The 20,822-nt window shown below is 66.1% G+C and carries 16 protein-coding genes; 6 read left to right on the forward strand and 10 right to left on the reverse strand.

Annotated features, from left to right (window positions below; translation table 11 throughout):
• Positions 1–89 precede the first annotated feature (89 nt).
• A complete protein-coding gene (locus tag BN1263_RS10325; protein ID WP_058980991.1) occupies positions 90–986 on the forward strand; it encodes a siderophore-interacting protein in 897 nt (298 codons plus the stop codon).
• A gap of 83 nt (positions 987–1,069) precedes the next feature.
• On the forward strand, positions 1,070–1,462 hold the full coding sequence (locus BN1263_RS10330; protein WP_014038106.1) for a hypothetical protein: 393 nt from the start codon (positions 1,070–1,072) through the stop codon (positions 1,460–1,462).
• A 119-nt stretch (positions 1,463–1,581) separates the two neighbouring features.
• Here the strand turns inward: BN1263_RS10330 and BN1263_RS10335 are convergent, their stop codons facing one another.
• From BN1263_RS10335 to BN1263_RS10350, 4 genes are all read right to left on the reverse strand, one after another.
• The gene (locus tag BN1263_RS10335) at positions 1,582–3,546 is read right to left on the reverse strand and encodes a M2 family metallopeptidase (RefSeq protein WP_058980993.1); all 1,965 of its coding nucleotides are present in this window, start codon (positions 3,544–3,546) and stop codon (positions 1,582–1,584) included.
• A 620-nt stretch (positions 3,547–4,166) separates the two neighbouring features.
• A complete protein-coding gene (locus BN1263_RS10340; RefSeq protein WP_058980995.1) occupies positions 4,167–5,816 on the reverse strand; it encodes a phosphoethanolamine transferase in 1,650 nt (549 codons plus the stop codon).
• The gene (locus tag BN1263_RS10345; RefSeq protein WP_058980997.1) at positions 5,813–6,577 is read right to left on the reverse strand and encodes a phosphatase PAP2 family protein; all 765 of its coding nucleotides are present in this window, start codon (positions 6,575–6,577) and stop codon (positions 5,813–5,815) included. The genes BN1263_RS10340 and BN1263_RS10345 overlap by 4 nt, the downstream gene beginning before the upstream one ends.
• Positions 6,578–6,688: 111 nt before the next feature.
• Positions 6,689–8,419: an ArnT family glycosyltransferase gene (locus tag BN1263_RS10350; RefSeq protein ID WP_448226382.1), complete on the reverse strand. Its 1,731-nt coding sequence runs from the start codon at positions 8,417–8,419 to the stop codon at positions 6,689–6,691.
• Positions 8,420–8,523: 104 nt separating this feature from the next.
• Between BN1263_RS10350 and BN1263_RS10355 the strand changes: the two genes are divergently transcribed.
• The 3 genes from BN1263_RS10355 to BN1263_RS10365 all read left to right on the forward strand — a co-directional run bounded on the left by BN1263_RS10355 (position 8,524) and on the right by BN1263_RS10365 (position 11,880).
• Positions 8,524–9,237: a response regulator transcription factor gene (locus BN1263_RS10355; RefSeq protein WP_058981001.1), complete on the forward strand. Its 714-nt coding sequence runs from the start codon at positions 8,524–8,526 to the stop codon at positions 9,235–9,237.
• Positions 9,224–10,510: a sensor histidine kinase gene (locus BN1263_RS10360; protein WP_019662180.1), complete on the forward strand. Its 1,287-nt coding sequence runs from the start codon at positions 9,224–9,226 to the stop codon at positions 10,508–10,510. The genes BN1263_RS10355 and BN1263_RS10360 overlap by 14 nt, the downstream gene beginning before the upstream one ends.
• Positions 10,511–10,629: 119 nt before the next feature.
• Positions 10,630–11,880, forward strand: a complete 1,251-nt coding sequence (locus BN1263_RS10365; protein WP_058981003.1) for a DUF819 family protein — start codon at positions 10,630–10,632, stop codon at positions 11,878–11,880.
• 420 nt (positions 11,881–12,300) lie between these two features.
• Here BN1263_RS10365 and BN1263_RS10370 read toward each other — a convergent pair whose 3' ends face one another.
• Both BN1263_RS10370 and BN1263_RS10375 read right to left on the reverse strand, forming a co-directional pair.
• Complete coding sequence (locus tag BN1263_RS10370) at positions 12,301–12,525, reverse strand: YbdD/YjiX family protein (protein WP_005410613.1); 225 nt, start codon at positions 12,523–12,525, stop codon at positions 12,301–12,303.
• Positions 12,525–14,606, reverse strand: coding sequence for a carbon starvation CstA family protein (locus BN1263_RS10375; RefSeq protein WP_058981004.1), 2,082 nt, complete (start codon positions 14,604–14,606; stop codon positions 12,525–12,527). Before BN1263_RS10375 ends, BN1263_RS10370 begins: the two co-directional genes overlap by 1 nt.
• A 215-nt stretch (positions 14,607–14,821) precedes the next feature.
• Here BN1263_RS10375 and BN1263_RS10380 point away from each other — a divergent pair, with 215 nt between their 5' ends.
• Entirely contained in the window at positions 14,822–15,673 is an 852-nt protein-coding gene (locus BN1263_RS10380) for a pirin family protein (protein ID WP_058981006.1), read from the forward strand.
• A 119-nt stretch (positions 15,674–15,792) separates the two neighbouring features.
• Here the strand turns inward: BN1263_RS10380 and BN1263_RS10385 are convergent, their stop codons facing one another.
• The 4 genes from BN1263_RS10385 to BN1263_RS10400 form a co-directional block, all read right to left on the reverse strand.
• Positions 15,793–16,251, reverse strand: coding sequence for a hypothetical protein (locus tag BN1263_RS10385; protein WP_019662176.1), 459 nt, complete (start codon positions 16,249–16,251; stop codon positions 15,793–15,795).
• Positions 16,252–16,448: 197 nt separating this feature from the next.
• On the reverse strand, positions 16,449–17,168 hold the full coding sequence (gene aqpZ, locus BN1263_RS10390; RefSeq protein WP_058981008.1) for an aquaporin Z: 720 nt from the start codon (positions 17,166–17,168) through the stop codon (positions 16,449–16,451).
• A 120-nt stretch (positions 17,169–17,288) separates the two neighbouring features.
• Positions 17,289–18,152, reverse strand: a complete 864-nt coding sequence (locus BN1263_RS10395) for a pirin family protein (RefSeq protein WP_058981020.1) — start codon at positions 18,150–18,152, stop codon at positions 17,289–17,291.
• A 594-nt stretch (positions 18,153–18,746) separates the two neighbouring features.
• Positions 18,747–20,810 (reverse strand): 3-hydroxyacyl-CoA dehydrogenase NAD-binding domain-containing protein, encoded by a 2,064-nt coding sequence (locus BN1263_RS10400; RefSeq protein ID WP_058981011.1) that lies wholly within the window; start codon positions 20,808–20,810, stop codon positions 18,747–18,749.
• Positions 20,811–20,822: the final 12 nt, after the last annotated feature.

Raw genomic sequence — 20,822 nt, forward strand, 5'->3', positions numbered from 1 at the left:
AACGACCGGACTAGGCTGGGCACTCCAGCCAGCCGGTGCGTGGATGCACGACAGCCAGCCGATCCGATGTCGTTGCATGAGGTTCCCCCATGGCTGCGCAGCAGACCTATCGCCTGTTCGAGGTGGCGCTGAAGGAGCGCCGCGTTCTTTCCCCTTCCCTGGACCGCATGGTGTTCACTGGTGCCGACGTGGCGCGGATGAAGACCGAAGGCCCGGACCAGCGCATCAAGGTGTTCTTCCCCTTGCCCGGCCAGGACGTGCCGCAGGTGCCCAGCGGTGAGGACTGGTATCCGCGCTACCGGGCGCTGCCGGACGACCAGCGCCCGCCCATGCGCACCTACACCATCCGCCACCTGCGCGCCGAGCAGGGCGAGGTCGACGTTGATTTCGTGCTTCATGGCGAGACCGGGCCGGCCTCGCGCTGGGCCATCCACGCGCGACCGGGCGACCGCGTAGTGCTGCTGGCCCCCGATGCCGACTGTGCTGACAGCAGCGAAGGCTGGGAATGGAAACCGCCGGCGGGAGTCGGCCAGGTGCTGCTGGTGGCGGATGAAACCGCGCTGCCGGCGGTGGCCGGAATTCTTGAGGAACTGGCGGCCATGGTCGACCCACCGCGCACGCTGGCGCTGCTGGAGGTGGCGCAGGCCGGTGATGCGGTGCACCTGAAGGCGCCCTCCAGCGCCGAGCTGGTCTGGCTGCCGCGCGGGCAAGCCGCCTACGGACAGCCGTTGCTGCAGGCGGTCCAGGCGCGGTTGGCAGCGACCTCGAGCGTGGCTGCCAACGATGCGCTGGAGGAGATCGACGTCGATACGCAGATCCTCTGGGAGCAGGCCCATACCCGCGTGGCCGGTCCGCTGTATGCCTGGGTGGCGGGTGAGGCGGGGGCGGTCATGGCGATCCGCCGCCACCTCGTGCGCGATTGCGGGCTGGACCGCCGCGCGATCACCTTCATGGGCTACTGGCGGCATGGCAAGGTGCTGGACTGACCGGACTGGATCGAGCACGCGTGAAGCAGCGCTGCGGGCGGGGTGCGCTATCCTTGCGCCCCCCTTCGCAGCGGTACCGCACCATGTCCACCAGTTCCAAGACCCGCCGCGACCAGCGCCGTCGCCAGGAAAAGCAGGCCGCCAACAAGGCCGCCGCGCAGGCGTCGCCGGTGGAACCGCATGCCGAACTGCGCGATGCTCAGCGCACCCTGCTGGCCGGTGTCGTGCGCCGCGACGGCGAATGGGTGCTGGGCATGGACGGCCGCATCGCCGGCCACAGCGAGAGCGCTGCGCAGGTGCTGGCGCTGATCATGCAGGCCGGTGAGCTGCACGAACGCAAGGGCACGCCGGTGCGCCTGATGTACTCCGATGCGCTGCGTGATGCCGCACAGGCCGAAGCAAAGGAGAAGGGCCAGACCTTCGAGGAGTTCAAGGCCGAGCTGGCTGCAGCGATGGCAGCGAAGAAGAACAGCTGATCGCTGTTGCGGTAGAGCCGGCCGCTGGCCGGCTGCCAGACGGATTTCCACCGTGCAGTTGCCGGCCAGCGGCCGGCACTACCAGAAAGGGGCGGATCCTCGCGGACCCGCCCCTTTTCTCATTTCGCCGCCGGGGCCGCGTTGGCCTGCCAGCCGCACATCTGGCCTTCGTTCTGCTGCTTCAGCCACTCGTTGACCGGGGTGAAGTACTCGATCATCGGGCCGGCATCGAGCTTGTCGGTGCCGGTCAGCTCCTTCAGCGTGGCCTGCCACGGCTGGCTGGCACCCTTGCTCAGCATCGCCCAGTACTTCTGGCCGGCTTCCTTGTTGCCGTAGAAGGTGCACTCATGCAGCGGGCCCTTGTACCCCGAGGCGTCGCACAGGCCCTTGTAGAACTGGAACTGCAGGATGCGCGCCAGGAAGTAACGGGTGTACGGGGTGTTGCCCGGCACGTGGTACTTCGCGCCCGGATCGAAGAATTCTTCACCACGGGTGCTGGCCGGGGCTACGCCCTGGTACTTGGCCTTCAGGTCCCACCATGCCTTGTTGTAGTTGTCGGCGGTGATCGAGCCATCGAACACGCCCCAGCGCCAGCGGTCGATCATCAGCCCGAACGGCAGGAACGACACGCCCGACAGCGCCATGCGCATCTGGTTGTTGATGACTGCTTCGCGGCTTTCGGTCGGCGCATCGACCAGGCCGATCGAGCTGAGGTACTTGGGCGTCATCGCCAGCACGATGGTGTCGCCGATCGCTTCATGGAAGCCGTCGTTGGCACCGCCCTGGAACAGCGGCGGCAGCGGGTTGTAGGCCAGGTCGTAATAGATGTGGCCCAGCTCGTGGTAGATGGTGGTGAAATTCTCTTCGTTCGGCTTGATGCACATCTTTGTGCGCACGTCGCCTTCCATGTTCATGTCCCAGGCGCTGGCGTGGCAGACCACGTCGCGGTCGTCAGGCTTGATGAACTGGGTTTTTTCCCAATACGACTGCGGCAGTGACGGCATGCCCAGCGACACGTAGAAGTCCTGCGCGCGCTCAGTCATCTGCTTGGCGGTGCGCAGTTCGGCTTCGCGCTGCGCCTTGTACTGGGCCGCCACACTGGCGTCCTTGCCGGCCTTGGCCAGCGCCGCGCTCAGGTTGGTCTGGTACTGCTTTTCCAGTGCAGCGGTGATGTCCAGGCTGCCGGCACCCGGGTATGGTTCCAGCTGGTCCCACAGGTTGGACCAGTCCTGCTGCCACATGTTGCCCAGCAGGTGCGCGGCGATCAGGCCATTGCCCACTTCGGCCTTGTCCTTGCCGTAGGTCTTGTCCAGCTTGGCGCGCGCATAGCAGTGCAGCTGTTCGTACATCGGCTTGACCTGTTCCCACAGGCGATCGGTTTCCGGGCCGATCTGCTCCGGCGGCATGTCATAGCCGCTGCGCCACATCTGGCCGGCATCGGTGAAGCCCATGCCCTTGGCGCCTTCGTTCACCAGGCCGACGAACTTCTGATAGTCGCCGCGCATGTTCTTGGTGGTGCTGTGCCAGCCCTGCCAGGCGTCGAGCTGCTTGTCGTAGTCGCGGCTGCGTGCCAGCACCTGCTCCAGCTCGCCCAGCTGGCGGCAGGAGTTCGGGTCGTTGGCATCGGTGCAGTACTTGCCGGCGCCATAGCTGCCTTCCATGCGGGTGGCGATCTGGGTCAGCTCGGCCAGTTTGGCCGGGTCGCGCGGCGCCGGCATCGACGACATCAGCTTCAGCAGGTGGATCGCGCGCTTGCTGTTCTCGCTCATCGGCTGGCCGTCGAACTTGGCGGCCTGTTCGATCCAGCTGTTGAGCTGGGTCAGCGAGCGCTCGTTGGCCTTGGCCGCGATGCGTTCCGAATCACTGTTGATGTAGGTGGAGGACAGCCACTGCGCCGAGGTCATCTCCGGGTAGGCGGCCTTGAACTCGGCATTGATGCGGGCCACGAACTGGTCGGCGGTTTCGCCGGCCGGGGCGCTGCTGCTGGCGGTATCGGTGCCTGGGGCAGCTTCCTTCTTGCAGGCGGCCAGGGCCAGCGTGGCGGCGGCGATTGCCGAGGCCAGCAGGAGATGACGGTGTTTCACGGGCGGTCCTTGGGTGGTGAACGACGGCCGAAGGCTAGTGGGCAGTGGCTGCGACCGCAAGTGGCGGAAGTCGGCCGGGCGGCGCCCGGCACCCGCAGAGGCTTTCAAGCAAGGGCAAAGGCAGAAGCAACAGCAACAGCGGACTATTCTTGGTTTGGCGGGGCGGTGTCGGAGTGCGGGGCGCCGCAAGTACGTCCGTGTAGGCTTGGCAGCCGCATCCATGCGGCTGACACCCCGCACTCCCACACCCCCCCCCCTCTGACAGATTCCGTGTGCTGTCGGTAGGTGTCGACCTTGGTCGACACATCTGTCAGATATCGAATGAGTCATCCACGCATGGCGTGGATCTACTGTGTCGACCAAGGTCGACACCCACCAGGCAATGCGTCGTTCCGACAGATCGCGGAAATCTGTCGAAGGCGGGGTCCGGTTGCGGGGGCGTGAGCCGCATGGATGCGGCGACCGAGCTTACATGGACGTACTTGCAGCGTCCCCCGCAACCGGACCCACCCCGCCAATCCACGGAATGCCAGCTTTTGTTGTTGCTGTTGCTGTCGAGGCTGCCGGCCAGCGGCCGGCACTACCGCGGGTGCAGGGCTGCAAGCCCTGCCGAACAACCCTCAACCTTCGCAGTTGGCGAACACGTCGCGGTCGCGCTCGTACAGCGAGGTCTTCACCTGCATCAGGCCCAGCACCGACGGGAACAGGTTGTCGTGGTCGGTATACGCCGCCGAACGCTTGCGCACGCACTGCAGGTCCAAGCCACGGCTGCTGGCGAAGCCCGGCGAGAACCACATCGTCATCGGTACGCGGGTCTGCTCGGCCGGAGCGATCGCATACGGCACGCCATGCAGGAACAGGCCTTTTTCGCCCAGCGACTCGCCATGGTCGGACAGGTAGATCATCGCCGTGTCGTAGTCCTGCATGCCCTGCAGCGTGCCGATGGTCTTGGTCAGGAAGTGATCGGTGTACAGCACGGCGTTGTCGTAACTGTTGGTGATCTCTTCGCGCGAGCAGCGGCCGATGTCACGGGTATCGCAGGTTGGCTTGAAGCGGGCGAAGGCGGCCGGATAGCGCTCGAAGTAGGCCGGTCCGTGGTTGCCCAGCTGGTGCAGCACCACCACCCGGTCCCCGGGCCTGGCCCGCACCTGGGTGGCCAGGTCCTGCAGCAGGATCTCATCCATGCAGCGGCCATCGGCGCACAGGCCCGGCGTGGTGGCATCGGACAGCGACTGGAAGTCCAGGCCTTCGCACACGCCCTTGCAGCCGGACTGGTTGTCACGCCACAACGGCACGATGCCGGCGCGGTCCAGGACGTGCAGCAGCGACTGGTGCGCACGGATCTTCTTTTCGTCGTAGTCGTGACGGCCCCATGGCGAGAACAGGCACGGTAGCGAAACCTCGGTGCTGGTGCCGCACGAGTGCATGTCCGGGAAATTGATCACGCTGGCCTGCGCCAGTTCCGGGGTGGTGTTGCGGCCACCGTTGAGCCCCCAGTTCTGCGCACGCACGGTCTCGCCCATGACGATCACCAGCAGGCGCGGCTTGCTGGCCGGCGCGCGCGGGGTGGCCTTGGCATCGTTACCGATCGGCAGCTTCGGCGCGCGCTGCACCGGATTGTCGCCACGCAATGCACGCGGCATGCCCAACAGGACATTGGCCGGTGTCGCGAGATAGCGCACTTCACGCTGGTTGCGCATCAGTGCCGAGACATCCTGGAACGAGATCAGGGCACCGCCGATGGCGGTCACTGCGGCCACCGCCAGGAAGCCCAGCCGCGACATCAGGCTGCGGCCCCAGCTGCGGCGGCGCAGCTGCACGCGCCACAGCACGATCATCGGCAGCACCGCAAGCAACAGCACCGGCCACAGCAGCGACACGGTCATCAGCTCGCGGCTTTCCTTGGGGTCGGTCGCCAGCACGTTGCGCAGCATGTCAGCATCCAGGTAGATGTGGTAGCGGCTCATGTAGTGCGCGGCGAATGCGGTCACCAGCAGCAACAGGCTGATCACCACCTTGGCGTTCCAGCGCCAGACCAGGATGCCCAGCAGCACGCCGTGAGCGCCCAGCAGCAACAGCAGCAGTGAAAGCGCGTAGCGCAGGCTGCCTGGATGGCTGGCCATCGCGCTGTGCCAGAACAGGCCATTGCCGGCCACCGCGAAGAACAGGCTGGTCAGCGCGATCAGCGCTTCGGTGGACAGCTGCGGCCGCCAGTGGCGTAGACCCGCAAGGGCGGGGAGGCGGGCGGGCCGTTGGACCGATGCGCTCATGCGTTTGCCTCCTGGCGGTTGGCATGGTTCGGTTGACGGTGTGTCAGGACGCACTTGACGATGAGATACAGGCCCAGCGAAAGCAACCAGCAGATCAATGCAGTGGCAACGTCATGCGAAAGGAAATGTGCACCGCGCAGCTGCTGGCTGATGCCGAACACCAGGCCGGCGCCGAGGCCGATCCACAACCCGGTCCAGCGCCACGACGGGCGCCATAGCAGGGCGAAATAGTACAGACACAGCCAGGCGTAGCCAGCACTGGCGTGACCGGCCGGGAAGCAGGCCTGCGCGGCCATGCCAGCGGGGCGCGCCGTGAAAAGCCCGATAAAAGGCTGGTGGCCACCGTAGCGCAGCAGGTCCCACGGGCATTCCATCGGCACCAGCGACTTCAGCAGGGAGATCGCGCCGGTGCCCAGTGCCATGGCAATCACGACATAAAGCAGCGCCCATTGCAGGGTGCGATCGCGACCCTTACGCCAGTGGTGGAAGCACAGCAGGATCACGACCAGCGCCGCCGCCGTGCTCAACCATTTGCCGGCCTTGTGCACGACGCTGCGGGTGATCCAGGCGTCCTGCAGCGCCCAGTGGCTGCCTTCAAGACGGAACAGGTGATCGGCCACCCATTGATCACCGCCGAAGTCCATCAGCAGCGTAAACAATGGCAGACCGATTGCGACAGGCAGCCAGAGGTGAGTTACGGCAAATCGAGACGCCAGTGGTGTCGCAAGCGGCGCTACCGCATCAAGGGGACGGACGGGCATGCTGGGGGAGGGCGGTTTGGGAATCCGCAGTCATGCTCGTCACCTGCATGTCGGAGAAGGGTCGGACGCCCGTTCGCACCGGGTTAATGATTCCCCGGCACGAGTCAACGTTCAGTCTTCTTCGGCGGTCGAGCCGGCCCGTTCGGCGTGGCATTGCGGGTCCCAGGCCGTACCGGGAAGCAGTTGCCAACGATTCCTGTTGGCCATGCCGATGTCGATCACTTTGGCCGGGTCCACGCAGGGACTCATTGCATCGTCCAGCACCAGCAGCCAGCGCTTGTCCGGCGCTTCGGCGAGCCAAGGGCCGGCATCGTGCCATTGCTCGGCCCAAGGCCGCTTGAAGCCGAACTCGCGCACCGCGCGGTCGGCCTGCAGCAGGTTCTGCTCGCGCCAGGCGACCAGCGCCAGTTCGGCGTCCGGCCCGATCCGTGCGCCGACCCGGCGCATCAGCGCCGACGCCGAAGCGTAGGGATCCAGCGCCGGAATCAACACCAGGCCGTAGAGCATCCACAGCATGCCGTGGGTCAGCAGCACCAGCGTTGCGGCGCGGCTTACCCGCAGCCACACGATCAGCGTGGCCAGGGCGATGGCGAAGGTCAGCAGGCCATCGCCCAGCACCGGCAGCAGCGTATCGGGCATTGCCCGGCGCTCAAGCTGCGCAAGGGCCCAGGGGTGCTCGGTCAACAGCATGACGCCGAGCACGCCGGTGGCCAGCATCAGCACCACGCTGTAGCCGAACAGGTAGCGGCGCACGCACAGCCGGCGCAGCAGGCCCGGCAGCAGTGGCGCCGCCGCCAGTGCCATTGCCGGCAGCATCGGCAGCACATACACCTCGCGCTTGCCCGGGCTGGCGCTGAAGAACACCAGCACCAGAATGGCCCAGCCGAGCAGCAGCCACTGCCGGCGGTCGCCTCGGCGGAGGCGGCGCCACCAGGGTCTGAACAGCATCGGCAGCAACAGGCTGCCGGCCAGCCACAGGGTCAGGATCACCTGCAGGTAGTACCAGACCGGTTGGCGGTGGTGCCAGGCGTTGGCATAGCGGGTACCGGTCTGCTTGAACAACAGCTCATGCGCGTAGGCCTGCAGTTCGGCGCTGGGCGTGTGCAGCAGGGCCCAGCCCAGCGGCGCAAGCCACACCGACACGCCCAGCAGGAAGGCCGGGATCAGCCACAGCAGCGTTGCCGGGTGCGGACCATCCCCCCTGAGGCCGCGGCAACGCTGGTACAGCCACCAGCCGAACCATGGCAGCACCATCAACAGCGGCAGGAAACCCACACCCTTGGTCACTGTCCCCAGGCCGGCCGCGAAACCCGCCAGCCACAGTGCGGGCAGGTTGCAGCGCTCGCAGAGATGGCGCATCAGGCCCCACAGGGCCACCGTGGTCATGCCCACCAGCACCATGTCGATCTGCGCGCGCTTGGCCATCAGCCCGAACTGCAGGGTGCAGAACAGCGCCGCCAAGGCATACAGGGAATGCCGTGGTGACCACAGCCGGCGTGCGAGATCCGACGCCAGCCACAGGCTGAGCAGGGCGCCCAGCAGCGACGGCAGCAGGAACGACCACTGCCAGCTGCCGACGATCTCGTAGGCCGCCGCCTGCAGCCACATGAAGACCGGCGGCTTCTCCGCATACAGCTCCACGCCCCGGTGCGGCAGCAGCCATTGCCCGCTTTCGACCATGGTCCGGGCCGCCAGCACGAAGCGCGGCTCGTCCGGTGGCTGCGGCTGCCGAAGGCCGATCCCCGCTGCCAGCGCAGCAACGATCAACAGCCACAACAGGGGCAGGCGCCAACGGCGGGGCAGGGCTACGGGCACGGCAGGCTCCGGGAGCAAAACGGCCATTCTGAGGTGGCAGGGGTGGGAAAAGCGTCAGAGCGGGGCCGGGGCGACCGCATTCCGACATGCGCGGCGCTACCATGGTACGAACTTCCGTGGGTGTTTCGTGCATGCGTCTGTTGGTGATCGAGGACAACCGCCAGCTGGTAGCCAACCTGTTCGACTATTTCGAGTCGCGCGGGCATGTGCTTGACGTGGCCCCGGATGGCATCACCGGCCTGCACCTGGCCGGCAGCCACCCTTACGACGCCGTGATCCTGGACTGGATGCTGCCGCGCATGGAGGGCCCGGAGGTGCTGCGCCGGCTGCGCGCCGAGCGAGCATCGGAAGTGCCGGTGATCATGCTGACCGCGCGTGACGAGCTGCCGGACAAGATTGCCGGCTTCCGCGCCGGTGCCGACGACTACCTGACCAAGCCGTTCGCGCTGCCAGAACTGGAGGTGCGGCTGGAGGCGCTGTTGCTGCGTGCGCAGGGCCGCAACCCGCGCAAGCGCCTGCAGGTGGGCGACCTGGTACTGGATCTGGCAACGCTGGAGGCCCAGCGTGGGGGCCAGCTGCTGCACCTGTACCCGGCCTGCCGCAAATTGCTGGAAGTGCTGATGCGGGCCAGCCCGGGGGCGGTGACACGACAGCAGCTGGAGTTCGCCCTGTGGGGCGATGAGCCGCCGGATGGTGACCTGCTGCGCTCGCACGTCTACGAGTTGCGTCGCAGCGTCGACGGCCCGTTCGCCAAGAAACTGATCCACACGCTGCCGCGGGTGGGCTACCGGTTGGCGGTGAGTTCCACCAGCGATGCCGGCAAGGATGACGATGAAGGCGCGTAAGCCGGGCCCGTTGTACCGTCGGGTCGTGTGGTGGTTGCTGGGCTATCTGGCGCTGCTTTCACTGGCGGTGTTCAGCGTTGGCAACTATGTGCACGAGCATGCCGAGCACGCCGCCTGGCGCGCACTGCTCAACTCCGAACTGGACAGCATCGTCGAGCACGTCGAGCATGAGCCGCATTACCGCTGGCAGGATTCGGACACGCTCAGCCTGTATCGCTTCGATGCGGTCAACCTGCCCGACGCTTTGCGTACGTTGCATCCGGGGCTGCATGACGGCGTAATGATCAAGGGCCGTGAGACGGCGGTGATGGTGCGCGAAACCGAGTCGATGGGCCGGGTCGCGCTGGTTCTGGACATTTCCGATTTTCATGATCTGGAACAGTTCGCCACGCGCTGGGTGATGCTGGCCGGGGTGATCATGATCTTCGTCACCGTACTGATGGCGTCGTTCGGCATGGAACGCATGGTGCGCCCGCTGAGCCTGCTGGCACAGCACATCGCCGCGTTGCGGCCGGGCGTGCAGGGCCAGCGCATCGAGGTCGATCCACGCGGCAGTTCCGAACTGCATACCATCGCCGATGCACTGAACGATTACCTTGACCGCAATGAGCAGTTCGTCGAGCGTGAGCGGGTCTTCATCAGCACCGCCAGCCACGAACTGCGCACGCCGATCGCCGTGATGACCGGTGCCGCCGAACTGGCACTGGAGCAACCGGGCCTGCCCGAGCGCGCCCGCCAGCAGATGCAGCGGGTGTTGCGCACGGCGCAGAGCGTGGAGCAGTTGATCGAGCTGCTGTTGGTGCTGGCGCGCGATCCGGCGCGCCTGGCGGCGCGTGCCGAGCGCATCGCGCTGGACCAGCTGCTGCCGGAGATCGTCGACGACCATCGCCACCTCCTCGGCGACAAGGACCTGAGCATCGGTATCCAGGCCGCGCCGGTGGATATCGTCGCGCCGATGGCGGTGGTGCAGGCGGCGATCGGCAACCTGCTGCGCAATGCCATCGAGAACAGCGGTCGCGGCCATATCGAACTGCAGCTGAGTCCGTCGGCGGTGCTGACCCTGCAGGACCCCGGGCACGGCATGAGCCCGGAGGAGATCGCGGCGATCCATGCACGCATGGCCCGCGGCGGGCGTGCCGACCGTGGCAGCGGCATCGGCCTGGACCTGATCGCGCGGCTGTGTGAACACCTGGGCTGGACACTGCAGTTGCAGCCCTGCGAGCCGCGCGGGACACGCGTCACCCTGGACTTTGGCGCTTCGCGCCCCGCCTGATCAAGCGGCCGACCTGCTCCGCGCTGCGGCATGACCCGGCGTGAAGACAGTGTTAATCTGGACCTGCGCCGCTTTATGCGGCGCTTTTTTTTCCGCTCTTTCGATCGACAGAGGATCCCATGCCGACCGAACCCGCTACCGCCCTGATCAGCAACGATATCGTTGGACTGGGCCTGATCGCCGCCACCCTGGCCCTGATCTTCTGGGCTGCCAGTGGTCCGACCCCCTTGTTGAAGAAGATCTTCGCCTGGGTGCCGGCGCTGCTGCTGTGCTACTTCATTCCCGCCATCTACAACACCGCCGGTGTCATCGATGGCCACAACACCTCGCTGTACAACCCGGTCGCGCGTGACGTGCTGCTGCCGGCTGCACTGGTCCTGCTGACCCTGTCGATCGATCTGAAAGGCGTCATCAAGCTCGGCCCGAAGCTGTTGCTCGTGTTCTGTGCCGGTACCGCTGGCATCATGCTCGGCGCAATCGTCTCGTTCCAGCTGATGAAGCTGATCCACCCGGAAACCGTGGCCGGTGATACCTGGGCCGGCATGGCCGCGCTGGCAGGCAGCTGGATCGGTGGCGGCGCCAACATGGTGGCCATGCGCGAGGTGTTCGGCACCGACGCCACCACCTTCGGCCAGTTCGCCGTGGTCGACGTGGCCTGTGCCAGCCTGTGGATGGCGATCCTGCTGTTCCTGGCCAACCGCGCGCAGCAGATCGATACCCGCAACGGGGCCGACACCCGCGCCATCGACGAGATGAAGGCACGAATCAGCGCCTACGAGGCACAGAACGCGCGCATTCCCAGCATGACCGACCTGATGGTGATCGTCGGCGTGGCACTGGGTGGCGTCGGCCTGGCCCACGCCATCGCCGCGCCGCTGTCGGGCTGGTTCAAGGCCAATATCAGCTGGGCCAGCCAGTTCAGCCTGGACAGCCAGTTCGTGTGGGTGATCCTGCTGTCCACGGCGATGGGCTTGGGCCTGAGCTTCACCCGTGCGCGCCGGCTGGAAGCGGCAGGCGCTTCGCGGCTGGGCACGGTGTTCCTTTACTTCCTGATTGCCTGCATCGGCATGCAGATGAACCTGCTGTCGCTGCTGGACAGGCCTTGGCTGTTCCTGCTCGGCGCGATCTGGATGGCCACCCACGTGCTGGTGCTGTGGGTGGTGGCCAAGCTGCTGCGCGCGCCGCTGTTCTTCTTCGCCATTGGTTCGCAGGGCAACATCGGCGCAGCCGCTTCGGCTCCCGTGGTGGCAGCAGCGTTCCACCCGACGCTGGCGCCGGTGGGCGTGCTGCTTGGTACGGTGGGCTATGCCACCGGCACCGGGCTTGCCTATGTCACCGGCCTGATGCTGAAGTGGATGGCCGGGGCCTGAGTCCTGAGCTGACGATCATGTTGCGTGTTCACGGCAATTGCCGTGGACACGCTTCCCCGTGCAGAGCCGAGCCCACGCTCGGCTTTCTTTTTGCCTGCCACCGGATAGATCCACGTCATGCGTGGATGCACTTCATGGGTATCCATGAACAAAGAAAGGACAGATCCGTTTCCCCGCGGAAACGGATCTGCCCCCTGATGCTTCTTGCCGTCAACGGAAATCTGTCGAAGGTGGGGTGGTGTCGGATGGCGGGGTGTCCGCGGCATGGATGCCGCGGCCAAGCCCCCAAGGACGGGTTTACGGCGTCCCCGCCATCCGACACCACCCCGCCAAATTCACGGAAAACCAGAGCCGACGCTTTTGCCGTTGCAGTTGCAGTTGCCTCTGCGGGTGCAGGGCTGCAAGCCCGGCACCCAACCCTCAACAGCAGCGGCCACCATTGCGCCCACCGTAGCGCGCTTCCTGGCGTTCGCGGAAGAACGTCTTGTAGTCCATTGGCTCCTGGTCCGGGTGCTTTTCCAGCATGTGCCGGACATAGTTGTCGTAATCGGGAATGCCACAGCACAGACGTGCGGTCTGCACCAGGCGCCGCCAGATGCGGCGGTGCGCCTGGTACTGGCCGGCGGGAACCAGTTGCGTGCTCATCACAGATCCACCATTTCGTGCGGCTTCAGTGCCACGTAAGGGGTCTCGCGGTCGCTGCGCTGCGGATTGCGGCGTGCCGCCAGGATGGTCTTGATCGAATACACCAGCACAGCGCCCACCACCAGCAGGAACAGCGCGGTCAGGCCGGTGTTGACGTAGGCGTTGACCACGATCTGCTTCATCTGCGCCACCGATTTGGCCGGTGCGGTGATGGTGTCGCTGGCAATGGCAGCCTGGAACTTGTGTGCCTGGGCCAGGAACCCCTGTGCCGGGTTGCTGTCGAAGATCTTGATGAAGCCGGCATAGGTGGTGCAGATCAGCAGCCACACTGCCGGTACCGCAGTGACCCATGCGTAGCGGTCACGCTTCATCTTGAACAGCACCACGGTGCCCAGCATCAGTGCGATACCCGCCAGCATCTGGTTGGAGATGCCGAACAGCGGCCACAGCGTCTGGATGCCGCCGAACGGATCGACCACGCCGGTATAGAGCAGGTAGCCCCACAGTGCCACGCAACCCGCAGTGCCGATGATGTTGGCGGTCCACGATTCGGTCTTCTTCAGGGCAGGCACGAAATTGCCCAGCAGGTCCTGCAGCATGAAGCGTCCGGCACGGGTGCCGGCGTCCACTGCGGTCAGGATGAACAGTGCTTCGAACAGGATCGCGAAGTGGTACCAGAACGCCATCATCGCGTCGCTGCCACTGGGAATCGCTTCGTGCAGGATCTGCGCGATGCCCACCGCCAGCGTTGGCGCACCACCGGCGCGATGCAGGATGGTCGGTTCACCGATCGCCGCCGCGGTCGCGGTCAGTTGTTCGGGCGTGATGGTGAAGCCCCAGGTGTTGGTGATGTAGTGCGCCGCCGAGGCCGCATCGGCACCGATCACCGCCGCCGGGCTGTTCATCGCGAAGTAGATGCCCGGATCGATGATCGAGGCCGCGACCAGCGCCATCACCGCCACGAACGATTCCATCAGCATGCCGCCGTAGCCGATGTAGCGCATGTGCGCTTCATTGGCCAGCAGCTTCGGCGTGGTGCCGGACGAAATCAGCGCATGGAAGCCCGACACCGCACCGCAGGCGATGGTGATGAACAGGAACGGGAACATGCCGCCCTTCCACACTGGGCCATCACCGCTGGCGGCGAACTGGGTCAGCGCCGGCATCTTCAGTTCCGGCATCACGATCAGGATGCCGACGGCCAGCGCGATGATGGTACCGATCTTGAGGAAGGTCGACAGGTAGTCGCGCGGGGCCAGCAGCAGCCACACCGGCAGCACCGAGGCGACGAAGCCGTAGCCGATCAGCATCCAGGTGATCTGGGTGCCGGTGAAGGTGAACGCCGGGCCCCACACCGGGTCGGCGGCGACCTTGCCGCCGTACCAGATTGCGGCCAGCAGCAGGATCAGGCCGACCACCGAGATCTCGCCGATCCTGCCAGGGCGGATATAGCGCATGTAGACGCCCATCAGGATCGCGATGGGCATCGTCGCGATCACTGTGAACATGCCCCACGGGCTTTCGGCCAGCGCCTTGACCACCACCATCGCCAGCACCGCCAGGATGATGATCATGATCAGGAACGCACCGAACAGGGCGATGGTGCCGGGTACCTGGCCCATCTCCTCGCGCACCAGGTCACCCAGCGAGCGGCCGTTGCGACGGCTGGACAGGAACAGCACCATGAAGTCCTGCACTGCGCCGGCCAGCACCACGCCCACCACCAGCCACAGCAGGCCGGGCAGGTAGCCCATCTGCGCGGCCAGCACCGGGCCGACCAACGGGCCGGCGCCGGCAATGGCGGCGAAGTGGTGGCCGAACAGCACGTGCTTGTTGGTCGGCACGTAGTCCAGGCCATCGTTGTTGATCACCGCCGGGGTGGCCCGGGTCGGATCCAGCTGCATCACCTTGTTGGCGATGAACAGGCTGTAGAAGCGGTAGGCGACCAGGTACAGCGAAACCGCGGCGACGACGATCCACAGCGCATTGATGTGCTCGCCGCGGCGCAGTGCCACGGTGCCCAGACAGAATGCGCCGAGCAGGGCGAGTACCGCCCAGCCCAGTTTTGCAAACCCTTTCATGAGGTGCTCTCTCCCGGAAAGACAGTCAAAGAGTCCCGCTTGCCTTCGACAGGGTCAATTGGCGCAGGACGAATCGGCGGTAGTACTTTGGTCGTACGTTCGTTGTGCTGACGTGCAGCGAACATCAGGGATGGAACAATCGGTTGCGGCGCCATCCATTGGCGTACGGCCGTATGGCGTCCATCTTCACTGGCATCCATCCAACAGGAGTCGCCATGAGCCTTCCCGAACCGGCCCGCGTGCTGCGCACCATCCGCGGCCTGCCCACCTCCGACGGTGCTGGCGTGCGCCTGACCCGCGTCATCGGCGGCCCCACGCTGCCCGATCTGGATCCGTTCCTGCTGCTCGATGAATTCGGAACCGACCGCGCCGAGGATTACATCGCCGGCTTCCCGGAACATCCGCACCGCGGTTTCGAGACCGTCACCTACATGCTCGACGGGCGCATGCGGCATCGCGACAACCACGGCAACGAAGGCCTGCTGACCCCGGGCAGCGTGCAGTGGATGACCGCTGGGCGTGGCCTGGTGCATTCGGAGATGCCCGAGCAGGAAAGCGGGCAGATGCGCGGCTTCCAGCTGTGGGTGAACCTGCCGGCAAAGGAGAAGATGACTGACCCGAAGTACCAGGAATTCGCGCCCGAGCGGATTCCGGTGGTGCAGCCGGAGCCGGGTGTGACAGTGAAGGTGATTGCCGGCAGCGTGGACGGCACCCGGGGTCCGATCGTGCAACCGGCCACCAATCCGCTCTACCTCGACATCACCTTGGTGCCTGATCGGGTCTGGACCTACACGCTGCCGGAAGGGCACAACGCCTTTGCCTACGTGTTCGAGGGCGGGCTGACGGTGGGCGAGCAGGACGCTGCGCGCGACGTTGCACGCCAGGAACTGGCGGTGTTGGGCGGAGGCGAGCAACTGCACCTCTCGGCGGGCAGTGAAGGCGCGCGGTTGATCCTGGTTGCCGGCCGTCCGCTGCGCGAACCGGTGATGCGCCATGGCCCCTTCGTGATGAACACGCGGCAGGAACTGATGCAGGCCTTCGTCGACTTCCAGGAAGGCAAGTTCTGATGGATTGCGCCGGGCATGGCCCGTCGAAAGAAGCCGGCAACGCCGCCGGGCCACGCCCGGCGGACGTCCCGCGAGTCGGATCCTGCGGGGATGCTGCCAGGCAGTCATCCCCGTCACCTTCAGCGCCCCGCGGCCACGGCTGACGGGGTCAGGCTCATGCCCTGCGCCAACTGCTGCAGCGAGCCCAGCTCCTGGGCGCTGTCCGGGTACAGCGAAATCTGCGCGTAGCGCTTCTTGTCCAGCTTGACCACGCTGATGCGGCGCTCGGCATAGCCGGGCGGCTGCTGGCCACCGAGATCGGGCTGGTACCAGTAAAGCGGTTCACCGCCGAAGCTGCCTTTTTCCTGGCGCAGTGCCCGGTTCAACGGAATATCAGGGTCACGCGCGCTGAGCATCAGGCTCAGTACCTCGCGTCCATCCCCGGTGCTGGCGCGGCAGACCAGAAGGTCGGCCAACACCTGCTGCTGCCACTGCAGGCCACTGCTGGCCGGCAACGAAGGACATTCCGCGGGAGCCTGCGCGGCAGCCTGGGCCGCGGCGAACAGCAGGCTCGACAACACTACAGGCGCGAACTTCATGCATCCCCCAAGGTGGTCGGTCGTGTGGCTCCACCAGATGGACTGGCGGCCGTGGCATCCCATCCCCGGATGCCGCCCCGCCCGGCGTGTGCACGGACGGTCAACTCAACCTTAACGGAACGTGAGCGATCGCACAAATCGAAGTTGCAGACGTAACCATTGCGGCCGATGGTCGGCCGCAATGGTGCGCACAGGCCTCAGCGGTCGTTGCCGATCCACTTGTAGATGATGCCGCCGATCGCGCCGCCCAGCAGCGGGGCGACCCAGAACAGCCACAACTGGCTTACTGCGCCGCTGCCGGCGAAGAAGGCCACGGCGGTGGAACGGGCCGGGTTCACCGAGGTGTTGGTGACCGGGATGCTGATCAGGTGGATCAGGGTCAGCGACAGGCCGATCGCCAGTGGCGCAAAGCCAGCCGGCGCCTTGCCATGGGTGGCGCCCATGATCACGATCAGGAACACGGCGGTCAGCACCACTTCGCACAGGAAGGCCGCTGCCACGCTGTAACCGCCAGGCGACAGCGCGCCATACCCATTGCTGGCGAACGCACCGGCCTGGCTGCCATCGATGGCGAAGCCGCTGGCCCCCGACGCGATCTGCAGCAGGATGAAGCCGGCCAGCAGGCCGCCAGCCACCTGGGCGATGATGTACGGCACGAGGTCCTTGGTCGGGAAGCGGCCGCCGGCCCACAGGCCGACGCTGACTGCCGGATTGAAGTGCGCGCCGGAGATATGGCCGAACGCATAGGCGCCGGTCACCACGGTCAGGCCAAAGGCCAGGGCGACGCCGAGGAACCCGATACCCAGCGGATTGCCGTCGCCACCGAACTTGGCGGCCAGCACCGCGCCGCCACAGCCGCCCAACACCAGCCAGAACGTGCCGAGGAATTCGGCGGACAAGCGTTTACCCATGCTCATGTGTTGCACTCCTTTGAGGGCGAAAGTGTGATTTATGTCACATTTCAGTGATCAGCGGGTGACTGTAGCGTCAACGCCGGGTGCAGGGATACACCCTCGGATGTGTGCAACACGCGATGTTCAATACTGCGGCAGCGGAATGAACTCCTTGTCGTCGCCCGGAATGGTGCCGAATCGGCCGGCCTCCCAATCGTGCTTGGCCTGCTCGATGCGCTCCTTCGAGCTGGATACGAAGTTCCACCAGAGGTGGCGCGGGCCATCCAGCGGCTCGCCACCGAACAGCATCGCCTTCACCGGCGTCTTCGCGCGCAGGCGGCCGCGTGCGCCGGCCTCGGGAATCACCAGATGCTGTGCAGGGATGTCCACGCCATCCAGCTGTGCGTCGCCTTCGAGGATGTACAGCGCGCGCTCGCGGTGGCCGTCATCGATATCGATCTCCGCATCCGGGTCGAGATCGATCGCCACGTTGAGGGTATCGGCGAACACCTTCACCGGCGATTCCTCGCCATAGGCGCGGCCGGCGATCACCCGCAGCCAGGCACCGTTGCGGCGCCGCTCGGGCAGCGTAGCCGCCGCATGGTGGTAGAAGGCCGGTTCGATTTCCTCGTGCGATTTCGGCAGCGCCACCCAGGTCTGCATGCCGTGGATCGGGTTGTCGTGGGCGCGGTCCGGTTGCGGTGTCCGCTCGGAATGGGCAATGCCGCGACCAGCGGTCATCCAGTTGACGTCGCCGGGACGGATCACCTGGTCCGACCCCAGCGTGTCGCGGTGGCCGATCGCGCCCGACCACAGGTAGGTCACGGTGGCCAGGCCGATATGTGGATGCGGGCGCACGTCGATGGCGGTGCCGGGGTGCATGAGTGCCGGGCCCATCTGGTCGACGAACACGAACGAGCCGATGCTGCGCGCCTGCAGGGTGGGGACGGCGCGACGGACTTCGAGGCCGCCGATGTCGTGCACGCGCGGGGCGATGATGGTGGTCATGCGGGCGTTCTCGCTGGCAGGGATCAGGTGGTCAGCATCGCATGCAGCTGTGACGGGCACATGCCCCGTATGGGTAACAGGTTGTTCCAGCCAACGGCGCAGCCCCTCGTGGCTGTGGGGTTGGTCGCTGAAGGCAGAAGCAAGATCAAAAGCCGCGATTGGCCGGGCGGGTGGGTGGCGCAGGGGACGCTGCAAGCCCCCCCCCGGGGCCCACCCCAGCCGCTGGCGGCTGTGCGTTCGGTCGCTCGCGAAGCAGTGCTTCGCAAGCAAAGCGCCCTCACCCATGTAAGCTCGATCGCCGCATCCATGCGGCTCACGCCCCTGCGCAACCCACCCGCCCGGCCTCTGACAGTTTCCGTGTGCTGTCCAGCCACGGAGAAGAAAAAGAAAATCAAAAGCAAACGTCGCTTCGCCCGCATCCACGCATGACGTGGATCAAGCGTGTCGACCAAGGTCGACACCTACCAGTCATCGCAGTTCACCAACCGACACCGCCCCGCCCAACAAACAGAAAAGCCAGAGCCGGCTGTTGCTCCGGCTCTGGCTTCGGCGGTTGCCTCTGCGGGTGCCGGGCCGCAGGCCCGGCCGATAAACTCAAACCACTGGTTCGCGCAGGGCGGGGTTGTCCCAGCCGGGGCGCGGGGCAAAGCGGTCGCCGTGGCGCTGCTGCAGCGCCTTCAACCGCTCGACGATCGCATCGGCACCCACCGCACGGATGTGCTGGATCGGGCCGCCACGGAACGGCGCGAAACCGGTACCGAAGATCACGCCCGCATCCAACAGGTCCGCATCGGCCACTACACCTTCGTGCAGGCACGCAACCGCCTCGTTCAACAGCGGCAGGATCATGCGGTCCTCCAGATCGGCCGGGGCCTGGTAATCGCTGGCCACGTCCGGCTTCTTCGGCTTGCCGTTCTCCCAGGTGTAGATGCCCTGGCCATCCTTCTTGCCGCGCTTGTCCTGTTCCACCGTCTGCAGGGCCGCCGGAATCTGCAGGCCGAGGAACGGCGCCAGTTCGCGGCCCACGCCCGCAGCCACGTCCAGCCCCACGGTGTCGATCAGTTCGATCGGTCCCATCGGCATGCCGAACTTCACGGCGGCCTTGTCGATCACCGGGCCCGGAATGCCTTCGGCATACGCGGTGGCCGCTTCCAGCATGTAAGGGAACAGCACGCGGTTGACCAGGAAGCCCGGGCTGCCGGCCACCGGCACCGGGAACTTGCCCAGTGCCTTGCAGAACGCGGCCAGGCGGCGTTCGGTTTCCGGCGCCATGCCGTCGTGATGGATGATCTCCACCAACGGCATCTGCGCGACCGGGTTGAAATAGTGCAGGCCGGCGAACTGCGCCGGGCGCTGGATGTGATCGCGCAGTTCCACCAGCGGGATCGACGAAGTGTTGGTGGTCAGCAGCGCGTCCTGCTTCATCTTCGGTTCCAGCGTCTGGTACAGCGCACGCTTGGCCTCGGGGTTCTCGATGATGGCCTCGATCACCAGATCGGCTTCGGCCACGCCGTTGCCTTCCAGATCGGCACGCAGGCGCGCGGCCACGGCAGGGCGCTTGCTCTCGTCACGCACCTTCTTGGCGAACAGCGACTGCGCGCGTTCCATGGCCGGGTCGATGAAGCGCTGCTCACGGTCCTGCAGGGTCACCTCGAAGCCCTTGTAAGCGGCCCATGCGGCGATGTCGCCGCCCATCACGCCGGCGCCGACCACGTGCACGTGACGGATGCCGGAATCACCACCGCCCAGGCCCTTCAGTCGCTCGGTCAGGAAGAAGATGCGGATCAGGTTGCGCGCGGTCGGTGTACTGGCCAGCTTCACCACGGCGCGCCGCTCGGCGTCCAAACGCGCCTGGATCGGCTTGCCGCCACTGCGCTGCCAGGTGCTGATCAGCGCGTACGGCGCCGGGTACTGGTCCTTCTTCGCCTTGCGTGCGACCTGCTTGAACATCTGCGGCGCCAGCAGCGTGCGTGCCAGCCAGGTGTTGGTGGCCCAGGCCGTCGCGCGCTGCTTGAACGGGCGCGTGGTGCCGGACAGCGCCAGCGCCACGGCTGTGTCGAGCACCACGGCCGGTGCCACCACCTTGTCGACCAGCCCGATGCCACGCGCGGCCGACGCCGACAGGGTGCGTCCGGTCAGCATCATGTCCATCGCCGCCGGTGCACCCACCAGTTGCGGCAGGCGGGCGCTGCCGCCCCAGCCCGGGAAGATGCCCAGCTGGGTTTCCGGCAGGCCGATGCGGGTGCTGCTGTCGTTGGAGGCCACGCGGTAGCGGCAGGCCAGCGCCAGTTCGGTGCCGCCTCCCAGGCAGTGGCCATGGATCGCCGCCACGGTCGGGCAGGGCAGTTCGGCCAGCTTCTGGTAGGTGGCCTGGCCACGCCGGATCGCGTCGTTGACAGTGCCGCGACGGTCGAACTCCTGGAACTCCTTCAGGTCGGCACCGGCAATGAAGCCGGCCTTCTTCAGCGACTGGATCACCACGCCCTTGGGCGGATCCAGCGCGATGCGCTCAAGCAGGTCGCCCAGCTCCAGCAGCACGTCCTGCGACATGGCGTTGACGCTGCTGTCCTGACGATCCAGGGAGAGAACCACCACGCCGTCGTCGCGGATCTCGGGGTGCCAGTGGCTGAAGCGGAGACCATCGAAGCCTGAGAGCATGGACGTTCCATC

It is taken from the genome of Stenotrophomonas thermophila, from assembly GCF_001499715.1.
In the GTDB taxonomy this organism is placed as follows: domain Bacteria; phylum Pseudomonadota; class Gammaproteobacteria; order Xanthomonadales; family Xanthomonadaceae; genus Stenotrophomonas; species Stenotrophomonas hibiscicola.